The following is a 15,067-nucleotide window of genomic DNA, read 5'->3' as shown; positions in this document are numbered from 1 at the left end:
TCGCTCACATGCGGCGATGGCGGGCTTGTCTCCTTCCACGAAGCTGTTCTTACCGGCAGGCTATTCCCGCCCGTTGAAGAACGCCGTCAGCACGGGTGCGTGCGCGGCGGGTTTCAGCACGTGGTTCTGGCCGGCCAGCGTCCGGTAGCGGGCATTGGGCAGCGCCTCGGCCAGCGCCTTGTTGCCACGCTGCATCCAGAGCGGGCTCTTGCCGCCATCGGTCACCAGCGTCGGCACGCGCACCGAGGCCCAGCGGGCAGGGTCGAGCGTCTTGCCGAGCTGATCGCCGGCGACGATGGCGCCGTCATAGGGCAATGTATGCGCCACCGCCTTGAGTTTGCGCCAGATCGGCGTCAGCCGCATGAAGACAATCAGCAGGCTGGGCATGCCGACCGATCTGAGGAAGGCAGTCACCGCGTCGCCGCGCCGTTCTTCAGCGATCGCGGCCCGGATCGTTGCCCAGTCGCCTTGCGTGGTCTCGCGGCTGTCGTCGACGATCAGCGGCGCTTCGTAGAGCGCCAGCTTGCCGATGCCGGGCAGGCGGCTTGCCGCCATCAGCGCCAGCATGGCGCCCGACGACATGCCCCAGACGAACGCCTCGCCGCCGGCTGCCTGGAGCACGGCCTCGATGTCGTCGATCTCGCGTTCGACCGCGTAGGGCGTGGTGTCGCCGCTGTCGCCACGGCCACGGCGGTCGTAGCGGAACACGGTGAAGCTGCCTTCAAGCGCCCTGGCGAGTTGAAGGCTCGGGCCCATGGTGCGGGAACAGAGCGCGCCGTCGACCAGGATGAGCGGATGGCCCTGGCCACGGCGCTCGCAGGCGATAGGCGTTCCATCCCGCGACAGGACGGCCTGCGTGGTCGGCTCGGCGTTTTCAGCCAGCATGGTTGCCTCCTATCAGCTGCTCGAGCCGGTCGAAGCTCTGCGTCCAGCCGCCGCGCATGCCGAGTGCCAGCATGCGGTCGCGGTCGGCAGCGCTGGCCAGCGTCACCTCGAAATGGACGTGGGTTCGCTGCGCATCCGGCGTGAAGGTCACCGTATGGCGGCTTTGCCCAGGCGGCTTGCCGGCCCATTCGCGCAATTCGGGATCCGGCTCGTCGGAATAAACCAGTCGCCTATCCGCCACGATTTCGAGATAGCTGCCCTGGTTGCGGTAGAGCGCCCCGCTCAAGGTGCGCATGTCGATGCGCCAGCGGCCGCCGACGCGTAGGTCGAGCGCACAATGCGGGATGGTGCAGTCCTTGATGCCCCACCATTGCGCCACCAGCAAAGGATCGGTCCACAGCCGGAAGACACGCTCGACCGGGGCATCGAAAATCCGCTCGATGGCAAAGCTGCGGTCGGCTGTCGAAGCCATGGGCGTGGTCATTCCGGTTTGTCCGCGCCGCGCCGCAGCAAGTCCTCCATGCGGTCGAAGCGGCCTTCCCAAAGCTTGCGGTAGCCGTCGAGCCAGCGGTCGATGTCGCGCAGCGGCCTGAGTTCGATGCGGCTCAGATGCTTCTGCGCCGACCGGCTGCGGGTGACCAGGCCTGCCTGCTCCAGCACGCCGACATGCTTGGAGATCGCCCGTACGGTCAGCGCAAAAGGTTGCGCCAGTTCGGCGACCGAGGCTTCGCCGTCGAGCAGCCGGGCAAGGATGGCGCGGCGCGTCGGATCGGCCAGCGCGGCAAATGTGTCGTCGAGGGAGATTTGAATTGCCATTATGGAACCATTTAGTTCTGGAACTAATTGGTTCTATAAAAGACGCCGCTTGCCGCGTCAATCGGAAAACGCTCGCAAACAGAACGCTGGTCGTGAAGGGCAAGGGGTTGCCGACCCCGGAAAATCCAAAAATCCGACAATTCCGATAATTTGCCCGACAGTTCCGTTCTATCGATTATTGCGCAAACGGATGACCCTGGGTTAGCATCCCCGCGCTGACGTCGATGGGAGGCACTTTTCAACAGCGGCGACCAGCTGGAGCGGCACGCGTTTTCGGGCGCACGGAGGATGCTCCAACACTTTGAACCGGCGCATGATCCCTTCCCAAGACCAATCACGGCCTTGGGGATGATGCGTCTCTGTGGAGGAGAAACCCTATGAACAGACGTGAATTCCTGCTGTCGTCCACGGCCTTTAGCGCCATGATGCTTGCCGCGCCCTCGGTGTTTGCCGAGGACAAGCTCACCATCCTCGGCTCGGTGCCTAATCTCGGCTTTCCGTTCTTCGTGCACATGCTGAACGAGATCAAGGCCGAGGCCGCCGCGCAAGGCGTCAACCTGACCGAGAGCGACGGCCAGAACTCGGCCACCAAGCAGACCGCCGACATCGAGGCGGCGCTGGTGCAGAAGGTCAACGCCATCGTCATCTCGCCGCTCGACGTCAACGCGCTGGCGCCGGCAATCGAGGAAGCGGTCAAGGCCGGTGTTCCCGTGGTGACGATCGACCGCCGCGTCGACGGCGTCGAAGGTATTTTGGCCCATGTCGGCGCCGACAACGTCAAGGGCGGCGAGGCGGAGGCCAACGCCATGGTGGCGGCGTTCCCCAATGGCGCCAAGATCTTCCATCTGCAGGGTCAGCCCGGCGCCGGCCCGGCGATCGATCGCAACAAGGGTGTCCACAATGTGCTCGACCCGTTGAAGGACAAGTACCAGATCGTATTCGAGCAGACCGCCAACTTCGCCCGCGCCGAGGCGCTGTCGGTGACCGAGGCCGGCCTTGCCGCCAACGGCAAGCCGGATGCCATCGTCTGCGCCAATGACGACATGGCGCTCGGCGCCATGGAAGCGTGTGCGGCGCGCAACTTCACCGATGTGAAAATCTACGGCTTCGACGCGCTGCCGGAAGCGTTGGTCGCTGTACGGGACGGCAAGCTCGCCGGTACCGTCGAGCAGTTCCCCGGCGAACAGTCGCGCACGGCGGTACGCATCGCGGTGGCTTACGCCAAGGACAAGACCGAGCCGAAGGAGAAGCTGGTGCTGTTGACGCCGATCGTTATCGGCAAGGACAATCTCGACAAGGCCGAGCGGATTGGCGAGACGAAGTAGTTGGGCAGGTTGCGCACAGATCGCCGAAGCTGGCGCCGCCCCTCATCCGCCTGCCGGCACCTTCTCCCCGTGTAGCGACGGGGAGAAGGGAATCGCTCTGACGCTGGCGACCTCCTCTCCCCGTCTCTATACGGGGAGAGGGTAAGGGTGAGGGGCAGCGCTGACGTTCGATGACTCAGGGAGCAACCATTGCCGTTAGCTGAAGCCGTATCGTCACCGCCCGTCCTGCTAGCCGTCGAGGGCGTCACCAAGCATTTCTCCGGCGTCACCGCGCTGAGCGACGTCTCGCTCGACATCCGGCCGGGCGAAATCCTCGGCCTGCTTGGCGAAAACGGCGCCGGCAAGTCGACGCTGCTCAAGATCCTGTCGGGTGTCATGCCGCCGTCGAGCGGGCACATCACCTTCGACGGCGCCGACTATCATCCGTCCAGTCCGCAGGATGCCAAGCGGCTCGGCATCGTCACCATCTACCAGGAGCTGAGCCTGATCCCGACTCTGACGGTGGCGGAGAACATCTTTATCGGCCGCGCACCGATCGGTCCGCTCGGGCTGGTCAGCTGGCGCAAGATGGAGGAAGATTCCCGCGCGATCATCGCCCGCGTCGGTCTCTCCATCGATCCGATGACGCCAGTGTCGGCGCTGTCGGTGGCCGAACAGCAGCTGGTCGAGATTGCCCGTGCGCTGTCGCTGGAAAGTCGGCTGATTATCATGGACGAACCGACCTCGGCGCTGACCGAGACCGAGGTGCAGCGACTGCTGGCGATCATGGACCGGCTGCGCAGGGACAAGGTCGCCATCATGTTCGTCACGCACCGGCTGGAAGAGGCCTCCGCCATCTGCGACCGCATGACGGTGCTGCGCGACGGCAGGCTGGCCGGGCATCTCGACCGCCAGGGCGGGCCGATCGCGCTGCCGAAGATCATCGAGAAGATGGTCGGCCGCGCCGCATCCGAACTCTATGCGCGGCCGGCGCAACGCGCGGTCGCCGGCGATGTCGTGCTGTCGGTGCGCGGGTTGCGCACGGTGCGCGACCCCGAGGCGCCGCATGCCATCGTGCTCGACGGCGTCGACATCGATCTCAAGGCTGGCGAGATCCTCGGCGTTGCCGGCCTCGTCGGCTCTGGCCGGACGGAGCTGGCACGCGCCATTTTCGGCGCCGACCACATCGCGACGGGCACCATCACGCTCGACGGCAAGCCAATCGCTCCCGCGTCACCGGCGGATGCCATCGCGCTCGGCATCGGCCTGGTGCCGGAGGACCGCAAGCACCAGGCGATCTTTGCCGCACTCGGCATCCTGCCGAATTTCTCCGTCGCTTCGCTCGGCACGTTCAGCAACGGCTTCGGCTTCATGGCCGAGCGGCGCGAACGCGATGCGCTTGCCGGTTTTCGCAAGATGCTGTCGATCCGCATGGCCTCGGTCGAACAGGCGATCGAGGGCCTGTCTGGCGGCAACCAGCAAAAGGTGATCCTGGCGCGCTGGCTGGCGCGCGATCCGAAAGTGCTGATCGTCGACGAGCCGACGCGCGGCGTCGATGTCGGCGCCAAGACCGAGGTGCACCAAATCCTGGTGCAGCTTGCGGCGCGCGGCATCGCGGTGATGATGATCTCGTCCGAACTGCCGGAGGTGCTGGCGGTGTCGGACCGCATCGTCACCATGCGCCGGGGGCGCATCACCGGCGAGATGCCGGGGATCGAGGCAAGCGAGGAAAAACTGATGGAACTGATGGCACTCGACAAGCGGGACACGAAGGGGCCGGATGCGACGGGGCAGGCACGATGAGCGTGGCGGGAGAGCAGAACCAGCGTAGCGGCATCAACATCGCGCGGCTGCTGATGAGCTTTGGGCCGCTGCTGTTCCTGGCCGCGCTGGTCGTCGTCTTCACCGTCCTGAAGCCGAGCTTCATCGACCCGATCAACCTGTTCAACATCACGCGCCAGATCTCGATCACCGGCCTGATCGCGCTCGGCATGACCTTCGTCATCCTCACCGCCGGCATCGACCTGTCGGTCGGCTCGCTGCTTGCGTTCTGCGGCATGGTCGCCGCCGTGGTCGCCAAGGGCGGCACCGCCAACACGCTGTCGCTGTCGACCTCAGGCACGCAGGGCTATGGCTGGTTCGCCGCCCTGCTGGCCGCCGTCGTGGTTGGCGCTGCAGCAGGCGGCGTGCAGGGCCTTGCCATCACCAGGCTGAAAGTGCCGCCCTTCGTCGTCACGCTGGGCGGGCTGACGGTGTTTCGCGGGCTGACGCTGACCATTTCCAATGGCGGTCCGATCTCGGGCTTCGACGCTTCGATGCGCTGGTTCGGCACCGGCCTGATCGGCCCGGTGCCGGTGCCGGCGCTGATCTTCGCGGCGGCCGCGATCCTGTGCCACCTCGTGCTGCGCTACACGCGCTACGGCCGCGCCGTCTATGCCGTCGGCGGCAATGCCGAGGCGGCACGGCTGTCGGGCCTGCGCGTCGACCGCATCCTGGTCTCGGTCTATGTCATCGTCGGCTTCTTCGCCGGTCTGGCCGCCTTCGTCCTGTCGGCGCGGCTCAACTCCTCGGAAGCGGTGGCCGGCATCGGCTACGAGCTGACGGTGATCTCGGCCGTGGTCATCGGCGGCACCTCGCTGTTCGGCGGCATCGGCTCGGTCGGCGGCACGGTGGTGGGTGCCGCCCTGATCGGCGTGCTGCAGAACGGGCTGCAGTTCAACAACGTCTCGTCCTACACGCAAAGCATCGTCATCGGCCTGATCCTGATTCTGGCGGTGGCGTTCGACCGCTGGCTGAAGTCGCGGGTGAGAAGATAGTCGCTTGTCCCTCTCGGGGAGAAGGTTGGGTCGACGCACAGTGCCTAGACGGATGAGGGGTGCTGGACGGATAGGGAAGCAAGCTATTGGATGCCTGCTCGTCAGGCCGCCTCCAGCGCCCAGAGCCGGTGACCGTAACGGCGGAAGTAGCGTGCGACCAGGCGCTGCTGTCTGGCTCTGATGAGGTCGGGCAGGCGCCGCTCCTGGCGCCAGCGCGGCATGTTGCGCCAGAAGGCGATGAAGCGGGCGGCATCCTCGATGGCTTCTTGCGCCGACAGCGCCGGACCGATCGCCGCCAGGAACAGCGCCTGCGAATGTTTCAGCGCGTCGATGACGGCCTTGCGCCTGACATGATCCTGGCGGGCGCGCTTGATGCCGTTGCGGCGGATCGCGTCGAAAGCTTCGAGCAGAGCAGGGCTGTCGCCGGTGTAACCGCAGGCGCGGGCGAAATCGGCGGCAAGGGCTTCCATCGTCACTCCCGGATAAGATGCGGCGGGCGGTTCGCGCCCGACTCACATTTGTGAGTTGATATAAGCATAACTCAAATAAATGTAGAAGAAAAACTTTTGGGAATCTTTGAGATGGTCGACTCGACTCGCGGCCTAAAACACAGGATTATGCGAACAAATCAGGAACAAAAGACGAGGCAGGGGCGATGGCATTGCCAGGCAAGGAAGCAGTAATCGCGCATGTCGCCTCGATATCAGTCGAGTGCGCCGATTGCGGCCGCAACAGATGGTGGCGGCCCGATCAGCTGAAGCGGTTCGGGGTGACGGAGAATACGCCGCTGGCCGCCCTTTCAGGCCGCATCGTCTGCTCGGCCTGCCGCGCCGACGGGCTGCCGGGTGTGGCCATTTCGATCCAGGCGGCGTTCATCGACGAGCGTCAGCGCGTGCGCAGCGAAGCCCGGATGCTGAACGACCGCGAGGCGCCGCTGGAGGGAGCGAGGCGGGCGTGAGGAGAGGGGCGCTGTGGGAGCCGCCACCCTAATACCCCAGCAGTTCCTTGAGCGGGATGACGCGCCAGACCTGTTTTATGGCGTAGCGGTTGAAGGTCAGGGTCTTCGGCGGATTGTACTGCTCGACCACCAGCTCGGCGGTGGTGCGCTTGACCAGCTTCTTGATGAAGGCCTTGCCGTTGCGCTCGTTCTCTTCGGGAAAGGTCTCGATCACGACATGGTCGCCGGGCACCGCCTCGCGGCCGCCGCAATAGATCATGTCGCCCGGTTCGTAGCGCGGCACCATCGAGTCGGACAGCACGTGCAGCGCGAACACCTTGGGGAGGTTGCGGATGCCGGGCGGACGCTGGACATAGCCGGCCGGCTCGCCGTTCAAGGTGAAGTCGCCGTCATCGCCGCCGACGGCGGCGCCCAACACCGGGATATCCATCGGTCCGGCGGGCGGTGCGCCAGCATCGGTGACGATCTCCACGTCGGCGACCGGGCCGGCATCGTCGAGGAAGACGACCTCGCCCTTGCCCAACGCCACCGGGTCGACGCGCAGGAAGGCGGCGGTCTTCAACAGGTTCTCGGTCTTGGGCAGGTTGCGGCCGGTTTCCCAATTGCCGACGGCGGCGACATCGGTGTCGTTGTGCTCGGCAATGTGGCGCATGACCAGGCCGCGCTGCTTGCGCGCCTGGCGGATCGCCGCCCCGACCTTGATTGACAGTTGCGTTTTTGCCATGGCGCGCATGTGAGCGATGAAAGTGGTTCTCGTCTATGAAAGAATGGCTTGCATATATTTTTGAGTTATGCTTATATACGGACATGCAAAACCTGTCCAGATTCGATGGCGCCGTGGCGCCAGCCTCGCATGAGGCGCACCCGGCGATCACCACCGCCAGCCATTCCCTTCCGCCCCGGCCGTCCTCCTCCCCGGCCGGAGCGAAGCCCGAGGCGCCTTGCCTGATTGCATCGGCCTCGGATCCGCCCGTCACCGGCGACCGGAACGGCCGGAGCCGCCGCTCCCAGCGGCTCCGGCCCCCAATTCGATCGAGACGGCGCTGGCCAGGATTCTGCCGGTCCAGCTGACCGGTCATGCATCCGCACGCAGGATGGCACCGTCATCCTGTTCGATCCTCTGGCGGGCAGGGCGGTTTCCGCCTCCGACAGAAAAACGGCCGTGGCGCGGCTTTCGCGCCTCGCTGAACCGGCCAGGCGGCGAGCCCGCTCCCGCTGAGGCTAAAGCCGGAGCCAGCCGGCCCTCCGAACAGACAACCCTGACTGCGGCCCAGGCAACCGGGCCCAGCCCTGACGCTTGCCCGACGGCGCACGGCCGAAGGCAGAACTTTGGATGGAGCCTTGAGATGGCAAGCTATACCGACGCCGAATTGCAAGTGATCGCCGGCTGGCTGAAGGGCGGGCTTTCCGCCTCGAAGATCGCGGCGGCTTTCACAGTGCTGCGCGGCGCGCGCGTGTCGCGCAACGCCATCATCGGCATCGTGCACCGCAACGCCATGCTGAGTGCGATCGGCTTTGCCAATGGCAAGCGGCTGCCGGCCCGCAAACGCAAGGCGAGCAAGCGGGCGAACGGAACGGGCGGGGGCATCGCCAAGGTGTCCGACACGATCGACGTCGTGCTTGCCACCGGCATCGCCGGCACGCCGGTCCGGCCGAAGCGCTTGCCGCAACCCCTGTCGGCGCGCGAAGTGGGCGTGCTGGTCGCCGATGGCGAAGCCTATCGCCTGGAGATGCCGGTGCCGCCTTGTGCGGCCCTCGGCCGCCAGCCGCATGGCGTGGCGATGCGTTTCATCGACTGCCTGTTCGGCCGCTGCCGCGCGCCGCTGGACCTGACGCTGGAAGAAGATCCTGAAAACGATGCGCCGGGCAGCCGGCCTGGCGCCGACATGCTGTGCTGCGGCATGCGCACCAAGGCGCTGAAAAGCTATTGCCCCTACCACCAGGCCCGCTTTCGCCGCCGCGTTTTTGAGGCGCAGGCGGCTGAGTATTCCTTCCCCCCGTTTACGGGGAAGGTGCCGGCAGGCGGATGAGGGGCGGCGCTGAGGTGGCGGGATTGAAAACAGATATGATCTTCAAGCATCCAACCGAAGCGCTGGCGTCGCCCCTCATTGCCCTGGCGGGCATTTCTCCCCGTGAACGGGGAGAAAGAAACCTCGTCGCCCTATTTCGGTATCTGCCGGCCTTGCTTGGGCATGCGGCTTTGCACGGTCCTGGTCTCGAGCGTCATGGCCGGTCCGCCTTCGGCCTCCAGGATGTCGGCCACCCTGGCAAAGCCGGTGAACACTTTCATGGCGTCGGATTCGGAAATCTGCGCTGCGATGGCAGCGCTGCAGGCGTTGAGGGCGCTGCGGTAGACATGGCCGCGCCGCTCGAGCGGCCAGCGCTGCAGGAAGTCGGCGGCGTCGTTGACGCAGTCGATCTCTTCGATCTGTCCGTCGATCCGCACCTTGAGCGGCACTCCGGTCTTCATCGTACCCACGGCGTTCACCTTCACTCTGCGCGGGGCTGGAAACCCCGCTCTTATCAACGCGCCACGCTGGCTGGCGGTTGCATCACATTTTCGGTCCGGCCCTGCCCACCAAACTCACAACCCTCACGGGCTGACCACGGCGTCCAGCCAGGCATGGGCGCGGCTTCTTGGCCTGGCCACCAATATGTTCTGTTGCCGAGCCGCCCTGGTGAGGGCGTCGAAGGCGATGCGCTGGCTGCAAGTGCCGTCCACCGCCAAGGCGACGAGCCTGGCCGCCTCGACATAGCCAGGTGCTGTCTTGTCTGGCCATTGCTGCCTGAGCGCGTCGGCGGCCTCGGCCACCGAGCCGACCAACATGGTTCTGCTGTCGCAAAAGCGCAGCGTAACCGGCATGAAAGCTGTCATACGCAAACCTCCCGTTGGTATAGACGCGACATAACGTCGAAAGTTCGCGCTGGTTCCATTAGTCCGGACGCGGATATGGCCGCAGTCTCGGCAAGGCTTGATTTTGCCCCTCCAGAGCGCAGCACCGCATCGAGCAGCGCAAAACGCCGCGCCAACGGCGAGCCGCTCGCCGCGAGGGGCGGCGCGTCAGAACTTGGGTTCCTCGCCCCACGGAGTGGGGAGAGGTGGCTCGGCGTAGCCGAGACGGAGAGGGGGCAACCTCCGCTCAGTCAATGCCGGTTGAGGATAGGGCACCAACCATGATCCCCCGCGCTGCCCCCTCTCCGTCTCGGGCTTCGCCCGAGCCACCTCTCCCCCGCTCTGCGGGGGCGAGGAACCCAGGTTCCGCACGGCCCAACCCAATCCCAACACCCCAACCAGGAGCCTCCCGTGAGCAAGAGAACCAGAGCTGCAAGACCGCAGGCACCAAAACTGCCAAAGGGCGAGGCCGAGCAGGTGCGCATCCGCCGCGAGATCGGCCATGATTTCGCGCTGAAGGACGATGACTTCGGTCGCAAGCGGCTGGCTGCGGGCACGCTGGAAGCGGGCCGCGTCTACGAGGTGTCGAATGACGGCTACACCTCCACCGGCGGCATCGTGCGGGTGCGCAATGTGGATCCGCTGCTGGGCATCACCTCGCTGTCGCGCCAGCAGCGCGAGGCCGGGTTGCGCTACCGCGAGGATTTCCGCTGCAGCCAGCAGGCGAGCGTGAAGCCGATGCGCTGGAGCGAGCGCGTCGACGGCGGTCGGCACGGCGGCGGCATCGCCGACAGCGTGCTCGATGCCGGCCGCGCCCACGCCGCCGCGAGCAGGGCGCTCTGCCATTGGGAGGTGGCTGTCGTGGTGCAGAAAGTCTGCTGCGCCGGCGGCTCGATCAAGGGCCTGGCCGAACAGACCGGCGAGGGGCGGGATGTGGTGACGAAGCTCTTGAAGGTCGGGCTGGACCTGCTGGCGGTGCATTATGGGATGATGGTGGGGAGAAGGGTCCGGTGACAGGCGACCCGACCGGCAATGCCGGTCGGATCAGTCTTCCCGGATCAGGTCATCCGCAGACGCGGATTTCCTCGATGATCCTGTGGTGATGGCGCCAGTGCTTGACCAGTTCGATGTGGCAACGGTGGTGCCGGTGGTAATAACGCGGCCTGTAGCCGTTGTCGTAGGACTCGTCCTGGTAGTAGCGGCGATAGGCGTAGCGATCGCCGTAGTCGCCATAACCATTGTAATAGCCGCCGCCGTAATAGTCGTCGGCATAGCCGCCGATGCCGATCGTGAAGCGACTACCGGCATCCGCGGGGGCGATCATCGCCGCCGCCGAAGCAATGGCGATAACCGAAACAAGCAGGAGCTTCTTCATGGCTACCTCCTTCTCAAGGTTGAGCTAATGTAACCGTCGAGACGCGGCTCCGTTCCACGGATTCTTAAAGATGTGATGAGCAATGCGGGCACTGGGGGCCCGAGATGCCTGGGCCGCCGTTCCTGCTGCCATTGGGGCGTGGCCGCTGTGGTGCAGTTAGTCCACTGCGCCGGCGGCTCTCATGCATTCCCCGCCCTCCCGGTACGGGTCCCGCTGCAGAGTGACGGCACGTCAATGACAAAGCGAGGGCGCGCCTTATCCGAAAACCCGGCAGGTTACCAATGAGGCACATTCATAAGATGCCGGCCACCGGTTCTCGATTTGATGCCGTTCACGTGAGAAAATACGTTACTCAAGGTGTTCTTTTGGCGAAATTGGTTATAGTCGGCTTTAAAGGTCAAGGGGTACCATGATGGCTCACAGCGTTCTGCCGCTTCACATTGACGACATATACTTTGGAGAGAGAGACGGCCTTCATGAGTATATGAAACAAGAAAAACTAGAAACGAATGTTCTTGACAACTCATTCGTCAACCCCCCAAGGGTCAAGCTTCAGGAGCTTTATACGGGGGCGAGATACATTATCGCGGGCCCAAAGGGTACTGGAAAAACTACATTACTTTGGCATTTGAAGCGAAGTGCGGCGAATCATCAGAGTAAAGTAATTCTGTTTAAATCTCATATTAGGAAAGAAGATAGGGATCGCCTCGACAAAATGGTCGACATGGTCGTGGTTGAGGATCAGAAGAAATTCAAGGTAGAGGCAGACTATAAGACAATATGGGAATGGTATATATTAAAGAATCTATTTCGTCTAATTACACCAAGAAACATATCGTCAGGACATGATATATATAGAGATATATCAATGATATTGGAGGCGGATAAGAATAAATTCAATACCTTGTATGACAAGATGTATATTAACAGCGTGAAAGGTCAAGTCAAGATTTCCTTTGACGTCGGCATGCTTAAAACAGAATTGGGTGCCGAGATAGAAGCCCGACGTGCTGAGGGTGACCAAATATCCTTACTGGACCTGGTGAGGCTTGTTCAAGATGCTCTTCCTTCAATTAAACTTAAGGGTGATTCCCCGATACGGCTATACTTTGATGAGCTAGAGTTCTTTATGAGTGAAGATGGCGACGGCGAGCGAGATCGTCGCATGGTTAGAGATTTACTTTTTGCTGCGTACACCATAAACACTCTTTGTACGACGTGCGGCTTAGACGTTGTCGTGTACGCTAGTGTTAGGACAGAATTACTTAGTTCTATTGGCGCCTCTACTCAGGAAATAAATAAAATAGTAAACGCATTTGGAGTAACTATCAATTGGTACTACGAGGATATTGAGACTCACCCTATCTTGACCATCTTTTCAAATAAAATTCAAAATTCGGAGATCATGAGCGTAGGGAAATATTCCGAAGACGTTTGGAAAACGTATTTTCCAGTATCCGTAAAAGGTAAGGGGATAAAGCGTTATCTATTGGATATTGGCCTCCATCGACCGAGGGGAGTTTTACTCAGGATAATATCTGCAGTAGGAATTGCGGGGGAACGGACGCGATTTACGGAGGAGGATTTTCTAAATACTGAAGATGTTTATGGTGCATATATGCTGGAGGAGTTTGTTGATGAAATTACAGCCACATACGATGAGCCCGCAACTGAGATCATAATGTCTCTGTTCAAGGGAAATCACTTTGCATTTATGAGAGCCGATTTTGATATTCGTTTGCGTAAAATTGCAGCAACAAATAAAGCCGCTAGGCTGATGCTTGACCGATCCGGTACAGATAATTTGTTAAAATTGCTGTTTAGGATAGGAATGATTGGAAATCATTTCGACATTGATGAGGCTGGTGTATCTAAAAACAGACAAGTGTGGGCCGTACGGGGGGGTACCGAACCGCTTTTGGAAAAGCGTTTCGTCTTGCATCAATCTGTCCGAAAAGTTTTGGCGACTGTCTAGCTGCGGAAATTGGTCTTACTCTTTTGGCCGCTGTCCAAACGAGTGCTTTTTTCGATCCTTATGGATAAGACTTAGACTTGCGTGTTTTGGGGTTTCGGCCGCTCGCTGCGCCAAACGTTGTTAGGTTGAGATTTTGCAGCTTGGGGGAAGCGTGAAAGCCGTTTTCGATGTAAAGCCGAGGTCCGGCTATGACGATGATATCACTCGCCGCTATCATTTTCCCGCCCGCAGCAATTACCAGGAGGCTGCCGGGAACGCCATTGGCGACTGGGTGCTGTTTCGCGAGCCGCAACGCAATGGCGGTCGTCGTGCATATATCGCTTATGCGCGCGTAACCGAAGTTGCGCCCGATCCTGAACGATCCGACCGTTACTATGCCTATGTGACGGACTATCTCGAATTTCCGACGCCAGTGCCTTTCATCAAGGATGGCCGCTATGCGGAGGCGGTGTTGCGTGAGGTTCTCGACCCCAGCCACGTCGGTCAGGCGGTCCAAGGTAAGTCGATACGCCCGATCCCGAAAGAGGATTTCGACGACATCGTTCTGGCCGGCCTTAGCGAGACGCTTGATCCTGCCAACGCCAGGAGACTCAACCCCGATATGCTGCCGTTCGATATTCCGTTGCCGACCAAGCCCGGTTTTGCCGGACAGCCCGGTTTTGCCGAGACGGTGGATCGTTGGGTCGAACAGATCTTGCTGAACCGAAAAATCCGCGACGCGACCTTCCGTCTGGAGGTCTGCCGTGCCTACGAGGATACCTGCGCCGTCACGGGCCTGCGGATGATCAATGGCGGCGGCAGGGCCGAGGTTCAGGCGGCGCACATCAAGCCGGTCGCTGCCGGCGGCCCGGACGTTGTTCAGAACGGCATCGCGCTGTCGGCTACCGTACACTGGCTGTTCGACCGGCATCTGATTTCCATAGATGAGAACCATCAGCTGCTGGTTGCTCACAACCGGGTGCCGAGCGAATTGAGAAATCTCTTCCGTCCAGAATCCCAAGGTTTGCACTGGCCGAAGGATTCGCGGTTGATGCCACATCCGGCGTTCCTAGCCCATCATCGCGAACAATTCGCTGGAGTGCATTGATCCGCAACACCGCGCTGCCCCTCATCCGCCTGCCGGCACTCTCCCCTATGAGGGAGCTTTGCTTCTACCTTCCCAACCTCCCCATCTGCCTCGCCAAAAACTCCACGAACAGCCTCGCCCGCACCGGCAGTTGCCGGCCGAAGGCATGTACGATGTGGACCGGCATGGTTGGCATCGGCACATCTGGCAGGACGCGCATGAGTCGGGCGGTGTCGATGTCGTCTTGCACGGCGACTTGCAGGAGGTGAGCGATGCCGGCGCCGGAAAGTGCCGCGTTGCGGATGGCGCCGCCGTCGTCGGTGTCGAAGCGGCCGTCGGGCACGATTTCGGTACCGTCGGCGAAGGTGATGGGGCGCGGGCGACCTGCCGAGACATAGCGGACGAAATCGTGGTGTCGCAGATCGGCGATCGAGGCTGGCGAGCCTCGACGCTGGAGATAGGCGGGGGCGGCCACGAGCACGATCGGCAGGCTGGCGATGCGTCGCGCCGTGAGCCCGGCATCGGCCAGCGTGCCCATGCGCACCGCCACGTCATAGTTCTCGCGGATCAGGTCGGCGTGGCGGTCCGTGACGCTGAGTTCCAGCTTCACTTCCGGTTGCTCTGCCAGAAAAAGTTCCACCCATGAAGCGATGAGGCCGCGGCCGAGTTCGACCGGGGCGGTGACACGCAGCAGGCCGCGCGCCGTGCCGGTGCTCTGCACGATGTCCTGCGCATCGTCGAGCGCCCGCAGCAGCGGCGCCACGCGCTCATAATACGCGATGCCTTCGCTGGTCAGCCCCAGCCGGCGCGTCGAGCGCTGGATGAGTTTAGCGCCGAGCCTCCGCTCCAGCTTCGCCACGCTCTTCGACACGGCCGACGGGCTGGAGCCGATCAGCCGGCTGGCGGCCTGGAACGAACCGGCATCCACCGTGCGCACGAAGGCGACGAGGCCGGCGGTCTTTTCGAGGATTGTGGTCAT

Annotated in this window: 17 protein-coding genes and 1 pseudogene; 9 read left to right on the top strand and 9 right to left on the bottom strand. The window is 62.5% G+C overall.

Annotation, left to right across the window (positions count from 1 at the left end; translation table 11 throughout):
- Positions 1-60: 60 nt before the first annotated feature.
- From AC1D08_RS12180 to AC1D08_RS12170, 3 genes are read right to left on the bottom strand one after another with little or no spacing between them, the layout of a single operon-like run.
- On the bottom strand, positions 61-885 hold the full coding sequence (locus AC1D08_RS12180; RefSeq protein ID WP_457150567.1) for an alpha/beta fold hydrolase: 825 nt from the start codon (positions 883-885) through the stop codon (positions 61-63).
- A complete protein-coding gene (locus AC1D08_RS12175; protein ID WP_457150566.1) occupies positions 875-1,369 on the bottom strand; it encodes an SRPBCC family protein in 495 nt (164 codons plus the stop codon). Before AC1D08_RS12175 ends, AC1D08_RS12180 begins: the two co-directional genes overlap by 11 nt.
- Positions 1,366-1,701: an ArsR/SmtB family transcription factor gene (locus tag AC1D08_RS12170; RefSeq protein ID WP_457150565.1), complete on the bottom strand. Its 336-nt coding sequence runs from the start codon at positions 1,699-1,701 to the stop codon at positions 1,366-1,368. The genes AC1D08_RS12175 and AC1D08_RS12170 overlap by 4 nt, the downstream gene beginning before the upstream one ends.
- Before the next feature lie 377 nt (positions 1,702-2,078).
- Between AC1D08_RS12170 and AC1D08_RS12165 the strand changes: the two genes are divergently transcribed.
- From AC1D08_RS12165 to AC1D08_RS12150, 4 genes and pseudogenes are all read left to right on the top strand, one after another.
- A complete protein-coding gene (locus AC1D08_RS12165; protein ID WP_457150564.1) occupies positions 2,079-3,026 on the top strand; it encodes a substrate-binding domain-containing protein in 948 nt (315 codons plus the stop codon).
- 285 nt (positions 3,027-3,311) lie between these two features.
- Positions 3,312-3,740: pseudogene (locus tag AC1D08_RS12160) on the top strand (ATP-binding cassette domain-containing protein); the annotation flags it as partial.
- Positions 3,735-4,808: a sugar ABC transporter ATP-binding protein gene (locus AC1D08_RS12155; protein ID WP_457150587.1), complete on the top strand. Its 1,074-nt coding sequence runs from the start codon at positions 3,735-3,737 to the stop codon at positions 4,806-4,808. The pseudogene AC1D08_RS12160 and the gene AC1D08_RS12155, both read left to right, overlap by 6 nt.
- Complete coding sequence (locus AC1D08_RS12150; RefSeq protein WP_457150563.1) at positions 4,805-5,821, top strand: ABC transporter permease; 1,017 nt, start codon at positions 4,805-4,807, stop codon at positions 5,819-5,821. The genes AC1D08_RS12155 and AC1D08_RS12150 overlap by 4 nt, the downstream gene beginning before the upstream one ends.
- Before the next feature lie 101 nt (positions 5,822-5,922).
- On the opposite strand, the gene AC1D08_RS12145 is transcribed toward AC1D08_RS12150, so the two are convergent.
- Positions 5,923-6,291 (bottom strand): hypothetical protein, encoded by a 369-nt coding sequence (locus AC1D08_RS12145; protein WP_477423188.1) that lies wholly within the window; start codon positions 6,289-6,291, stop codon positions 5,923-5,925.
- 185 nt (positions 6,292-6,476) lie between these two features.
- On the opposite strand from AC1D08_RS12145, the gene AC1D08_RS12140 reads away from it, so the two are divergent.
- Complete coding sequence (locus tag AC1D08_RS12140; protein ID WP_457150561.1) at positions 6,477-6,779, top strand: hypothetical protein; 303 nt, start codon at positions 6,477-6,479, stop codon at positions 6,777-6,779.
- Between the two features lie 28 nt (positions 6,780-6,807).
- On the opposite strand, the gene AC1D08_RS12135 is transcribed toward AC1D08_RS12140, so the two are convergent.
- Complete coding sequence (locus tag AC1D08_RS12135; protein WP_095091188.1) at positions 6,808-7,512, bottom strand: XRE family transcriptional regulator; 705 nt, start codon at positions 7,510-7,512, stop codon at positions 6,808-6,810.
- Between the two features lie 613 nt (positions 7,513-8,125).
- Between AC1D08_RS12135 and AC1D08_RS12130 the strand changes: the two genes are divergently transcribed.
- The gene (locus tag AC1D08_RS12130) at positions 8,126-8,809 is read left to right on the top strand and encodes a GcrA cell cycle regulator (protein ID WP_457150560.1); all 684 of its coding nucleotides are present in this window, start codon (positions 8,126-8,128) and stop codon (positions 8,807-8,809) included.
- Positions 8,810-8,940: 131 nt separating this feature from the next.
- Here the strand turns inward: AC1D08_RS12130 and AC1D08_RS12125 are convergent, their stop codons facing one another.
- Together AC1D08_RS12125 and AC1D08_RS12120 are read right to left on the bottom strand one after the other, a co-directional pair.
- Positions 8,941-9,249 (bottom strand): DUF982 domain-containing protein, encoded by a 309-nt coding sequence (locus tag AC1D08_RS12125; protein ID WP_457150586.1) that lies wholly within the window; start codon positions 9,247-9,249, stop codon positions 8,941-8,943.
- A 123-nt stretch (positions 9,250-9,372) separates the two neighbouring features.
- Positions 9,373-9,654, bottom strand: a complete 282-nt coding sequence (locus tag AC1D08_RS12120; protein ID WP_457150559.1) for a DUF982 domain-containing protein — start codon at positions 9,652-9,654, stop codon at positions 9,373-9,375.
- Positions 9,655-10,083: 429 nt separating this feature from the next.
- Here AC1D08_RS12120 and AC1D08_RS12115 point away from each other — a divergent pair, with 429 nt between their 5' ends.
- Positions 10,084-10,686, top strand: a complete 603-nt coding sequence (locus AC1D08_RS12115) for a DUF6456 domain-containing protein (RefSeq protein WP_457155412.1) — start codon at positions 10,084-10,086, stop codon at positions 10,684-10,686.
- A 49-nt stretch (positions 10,687-10,735) separates the two neighbouring features.
- Here the strand turns inward: AC1D08_RS12115 and AC1D08_RS12110 are convergent, their stop codons facing one another.
- A complete protein-coding gene (locus AC1D08_RS12110; RefSeq protein ID WP_457155411.1) occupies positions 10,736-11,047 on the bottom strand; it encodes a hypothetical protein in 312 nt (103 codons plus the stop codon).
- A 412-nt stretch (positions 11,048-11,459) separates the two neighbouring features.
- On the opposite strand from AC1D08_RS12110, the gene AC1D08_RS12105 reads away from it, so the two are divergent.
- Entirely contained in the window at positions 11,460-13,022 is a 1,563-nt protein-coding gene (locus tag AC1D08_RS12105) for a P-loop ATPase, Sll1717 family (protein ID WP_477423185.1), read from the top strand.
- A gap of 271 nt (positions 13,023-13,293) precedes the next feature.
- The gene (locus AC1D08_RS12100) at positions 13,294-14,109 is read left to right on the top strand and encodes an HNH endonuclease (protein WP_477423183.1); all 816 of its coding nucleotides are present in this window, start codon (positions 13,294-13,296) and stop codon (positions 14,107-14,109) included.
- A 64-nt stretch (positions 14,110-14,173) separates the two neighbouring features.
- On the opposite strand, the gene AC1D08_RS12095 is transcribed toward AC1D08_RS12100, so the two are convergent.
- Positions 14,174-15,067: a LysR family transcriptional regulator gene (locus AC1D08_RS12095; RefSeq protein WP_457153397.1), complete on the bottom strand. Its 894-nt coding sequence runs from the start codon at positions 15,065-15,067 to the stop codon at positions 14,174-14,176.

The sequence above is a fragment of the Mesorhizobium sp. P2_E6 genome (genome assembly GCF_056403835.1).
This window is presented reverse-complemented; position numbering and strand designations above follow the sequence as displayed.

Excerpts from the sequence above, each read along its gene's own strand:
- AC1D08_RS12175 (WP_457150566.1), bottom strand. The coding sequence starts at position 1,369 with ATGACCACGCCCATGGCTTCGACAGCCGACCGCAGCTTTGCCATCGAG.
- AC1D08_RS12130 (WP_457150560.1), top strand. The coding sequence starts at position 8,126 with ATGGCAAGCTATACCGACGCCGAATTGCAAGTGATCGCCGGCTGGCTG.
- AC1D08_RS12105 (WP_477423185.1), top strand. The coding sequence starts at position 11,460 with ATGGCTCACAGCGTTCTGCCGCTTCACATTGACGACATATACTTTGGA.
- AC1D08_RS12125 (WP_457150586.1), bottom strand. The coding sequence starts at position 9,249 with ATGAAGACCGGAGTGCCGCTCAAGGTGCGGATCGACGGACAGATCGAA.
- AC1D08_RS12155 (WP_457150587.1), top strand. The coding sequence starts at position 3,735 with ATGGACGAACCGACCTCGGCGCTGACCGAGACCGAGGTGCAGCGACTG.
- AC1D08_RS12145 (WP_477423188.1), bottom strand. The coding sequence starts at position 6,291 with ATGGAAGCCCTTGCCGCCGATTTCGCCCGCGCCTGCGGTTACACCGGC.
- AC1D08_RS12180 (WP_457150567.1), bottom strand. The coding sequence starts at position 885 with ATGCTGGCTGAAAACGCCGAGCCGACCACGCAGGCCGTCCTGTCGCGG.
- AC1D08_RS12170 (WP_457150565.1), bottom strand. The coding sequence starts at position 1,701 with ATGGCAATTCAAATCTCCCTCGACGACACATTTGCCGCGCTGGCCGAT.
- AC1D08_RS12110 (WP_457155411.1), bottom strand. The coding sequence starts at position 11,047 with ATGAAGAAGCTCCTGCTTGTTTCGGTTATCGCCATTGCTTCGGCGGCG.
- AC1D08_RS12165 (WP_457150564.1), top strand. The coding sequence starts at position 2,079 with ATGAACAGACGTGAATTCCTGCTGTCGTCCACGGCCTTTAGCGCCATG.
- AC1D08_RS12120 (WP_457150559.1), bottom strand. The coding sequence starts at position 9,654 with ATGACAGCTTTCATGCCGGTTACGCTGCGCTTTTGCGACAGCAGAACC.
- AC1D08_RS12095 (WP_457153397.1), bottom strand. The coding sequence starts at position 15,067 with ATGACCACAATCCTCGAAAAGACCGCCGGCCTCGTCGCCTTCGTGCGC.
- AC1D08_RS12140 (WP_457150561.1), top strand. The coding sequence starts at position 6,477 with ATGGCATTGCCAGGCAAGGAAGCAGTAATCGCGCATGTCGCCTCGATA.
- AC1D08_RS12150 (WP_457150563.1), top strand. The coding sequence starts at position 4,805 with ATGAGCGTGGCGGGAGAGCAGAACCAGCGTAGCGGCATCAACATCGCG.
- AC1D08_RS12135 (WP_095091188.1), bottom strand. The coding sequence starts at position 7,512 with ATGCGCGCCATGGCAAAAACGCAACTGTCAATCAAGGTCGGGGCGGCG.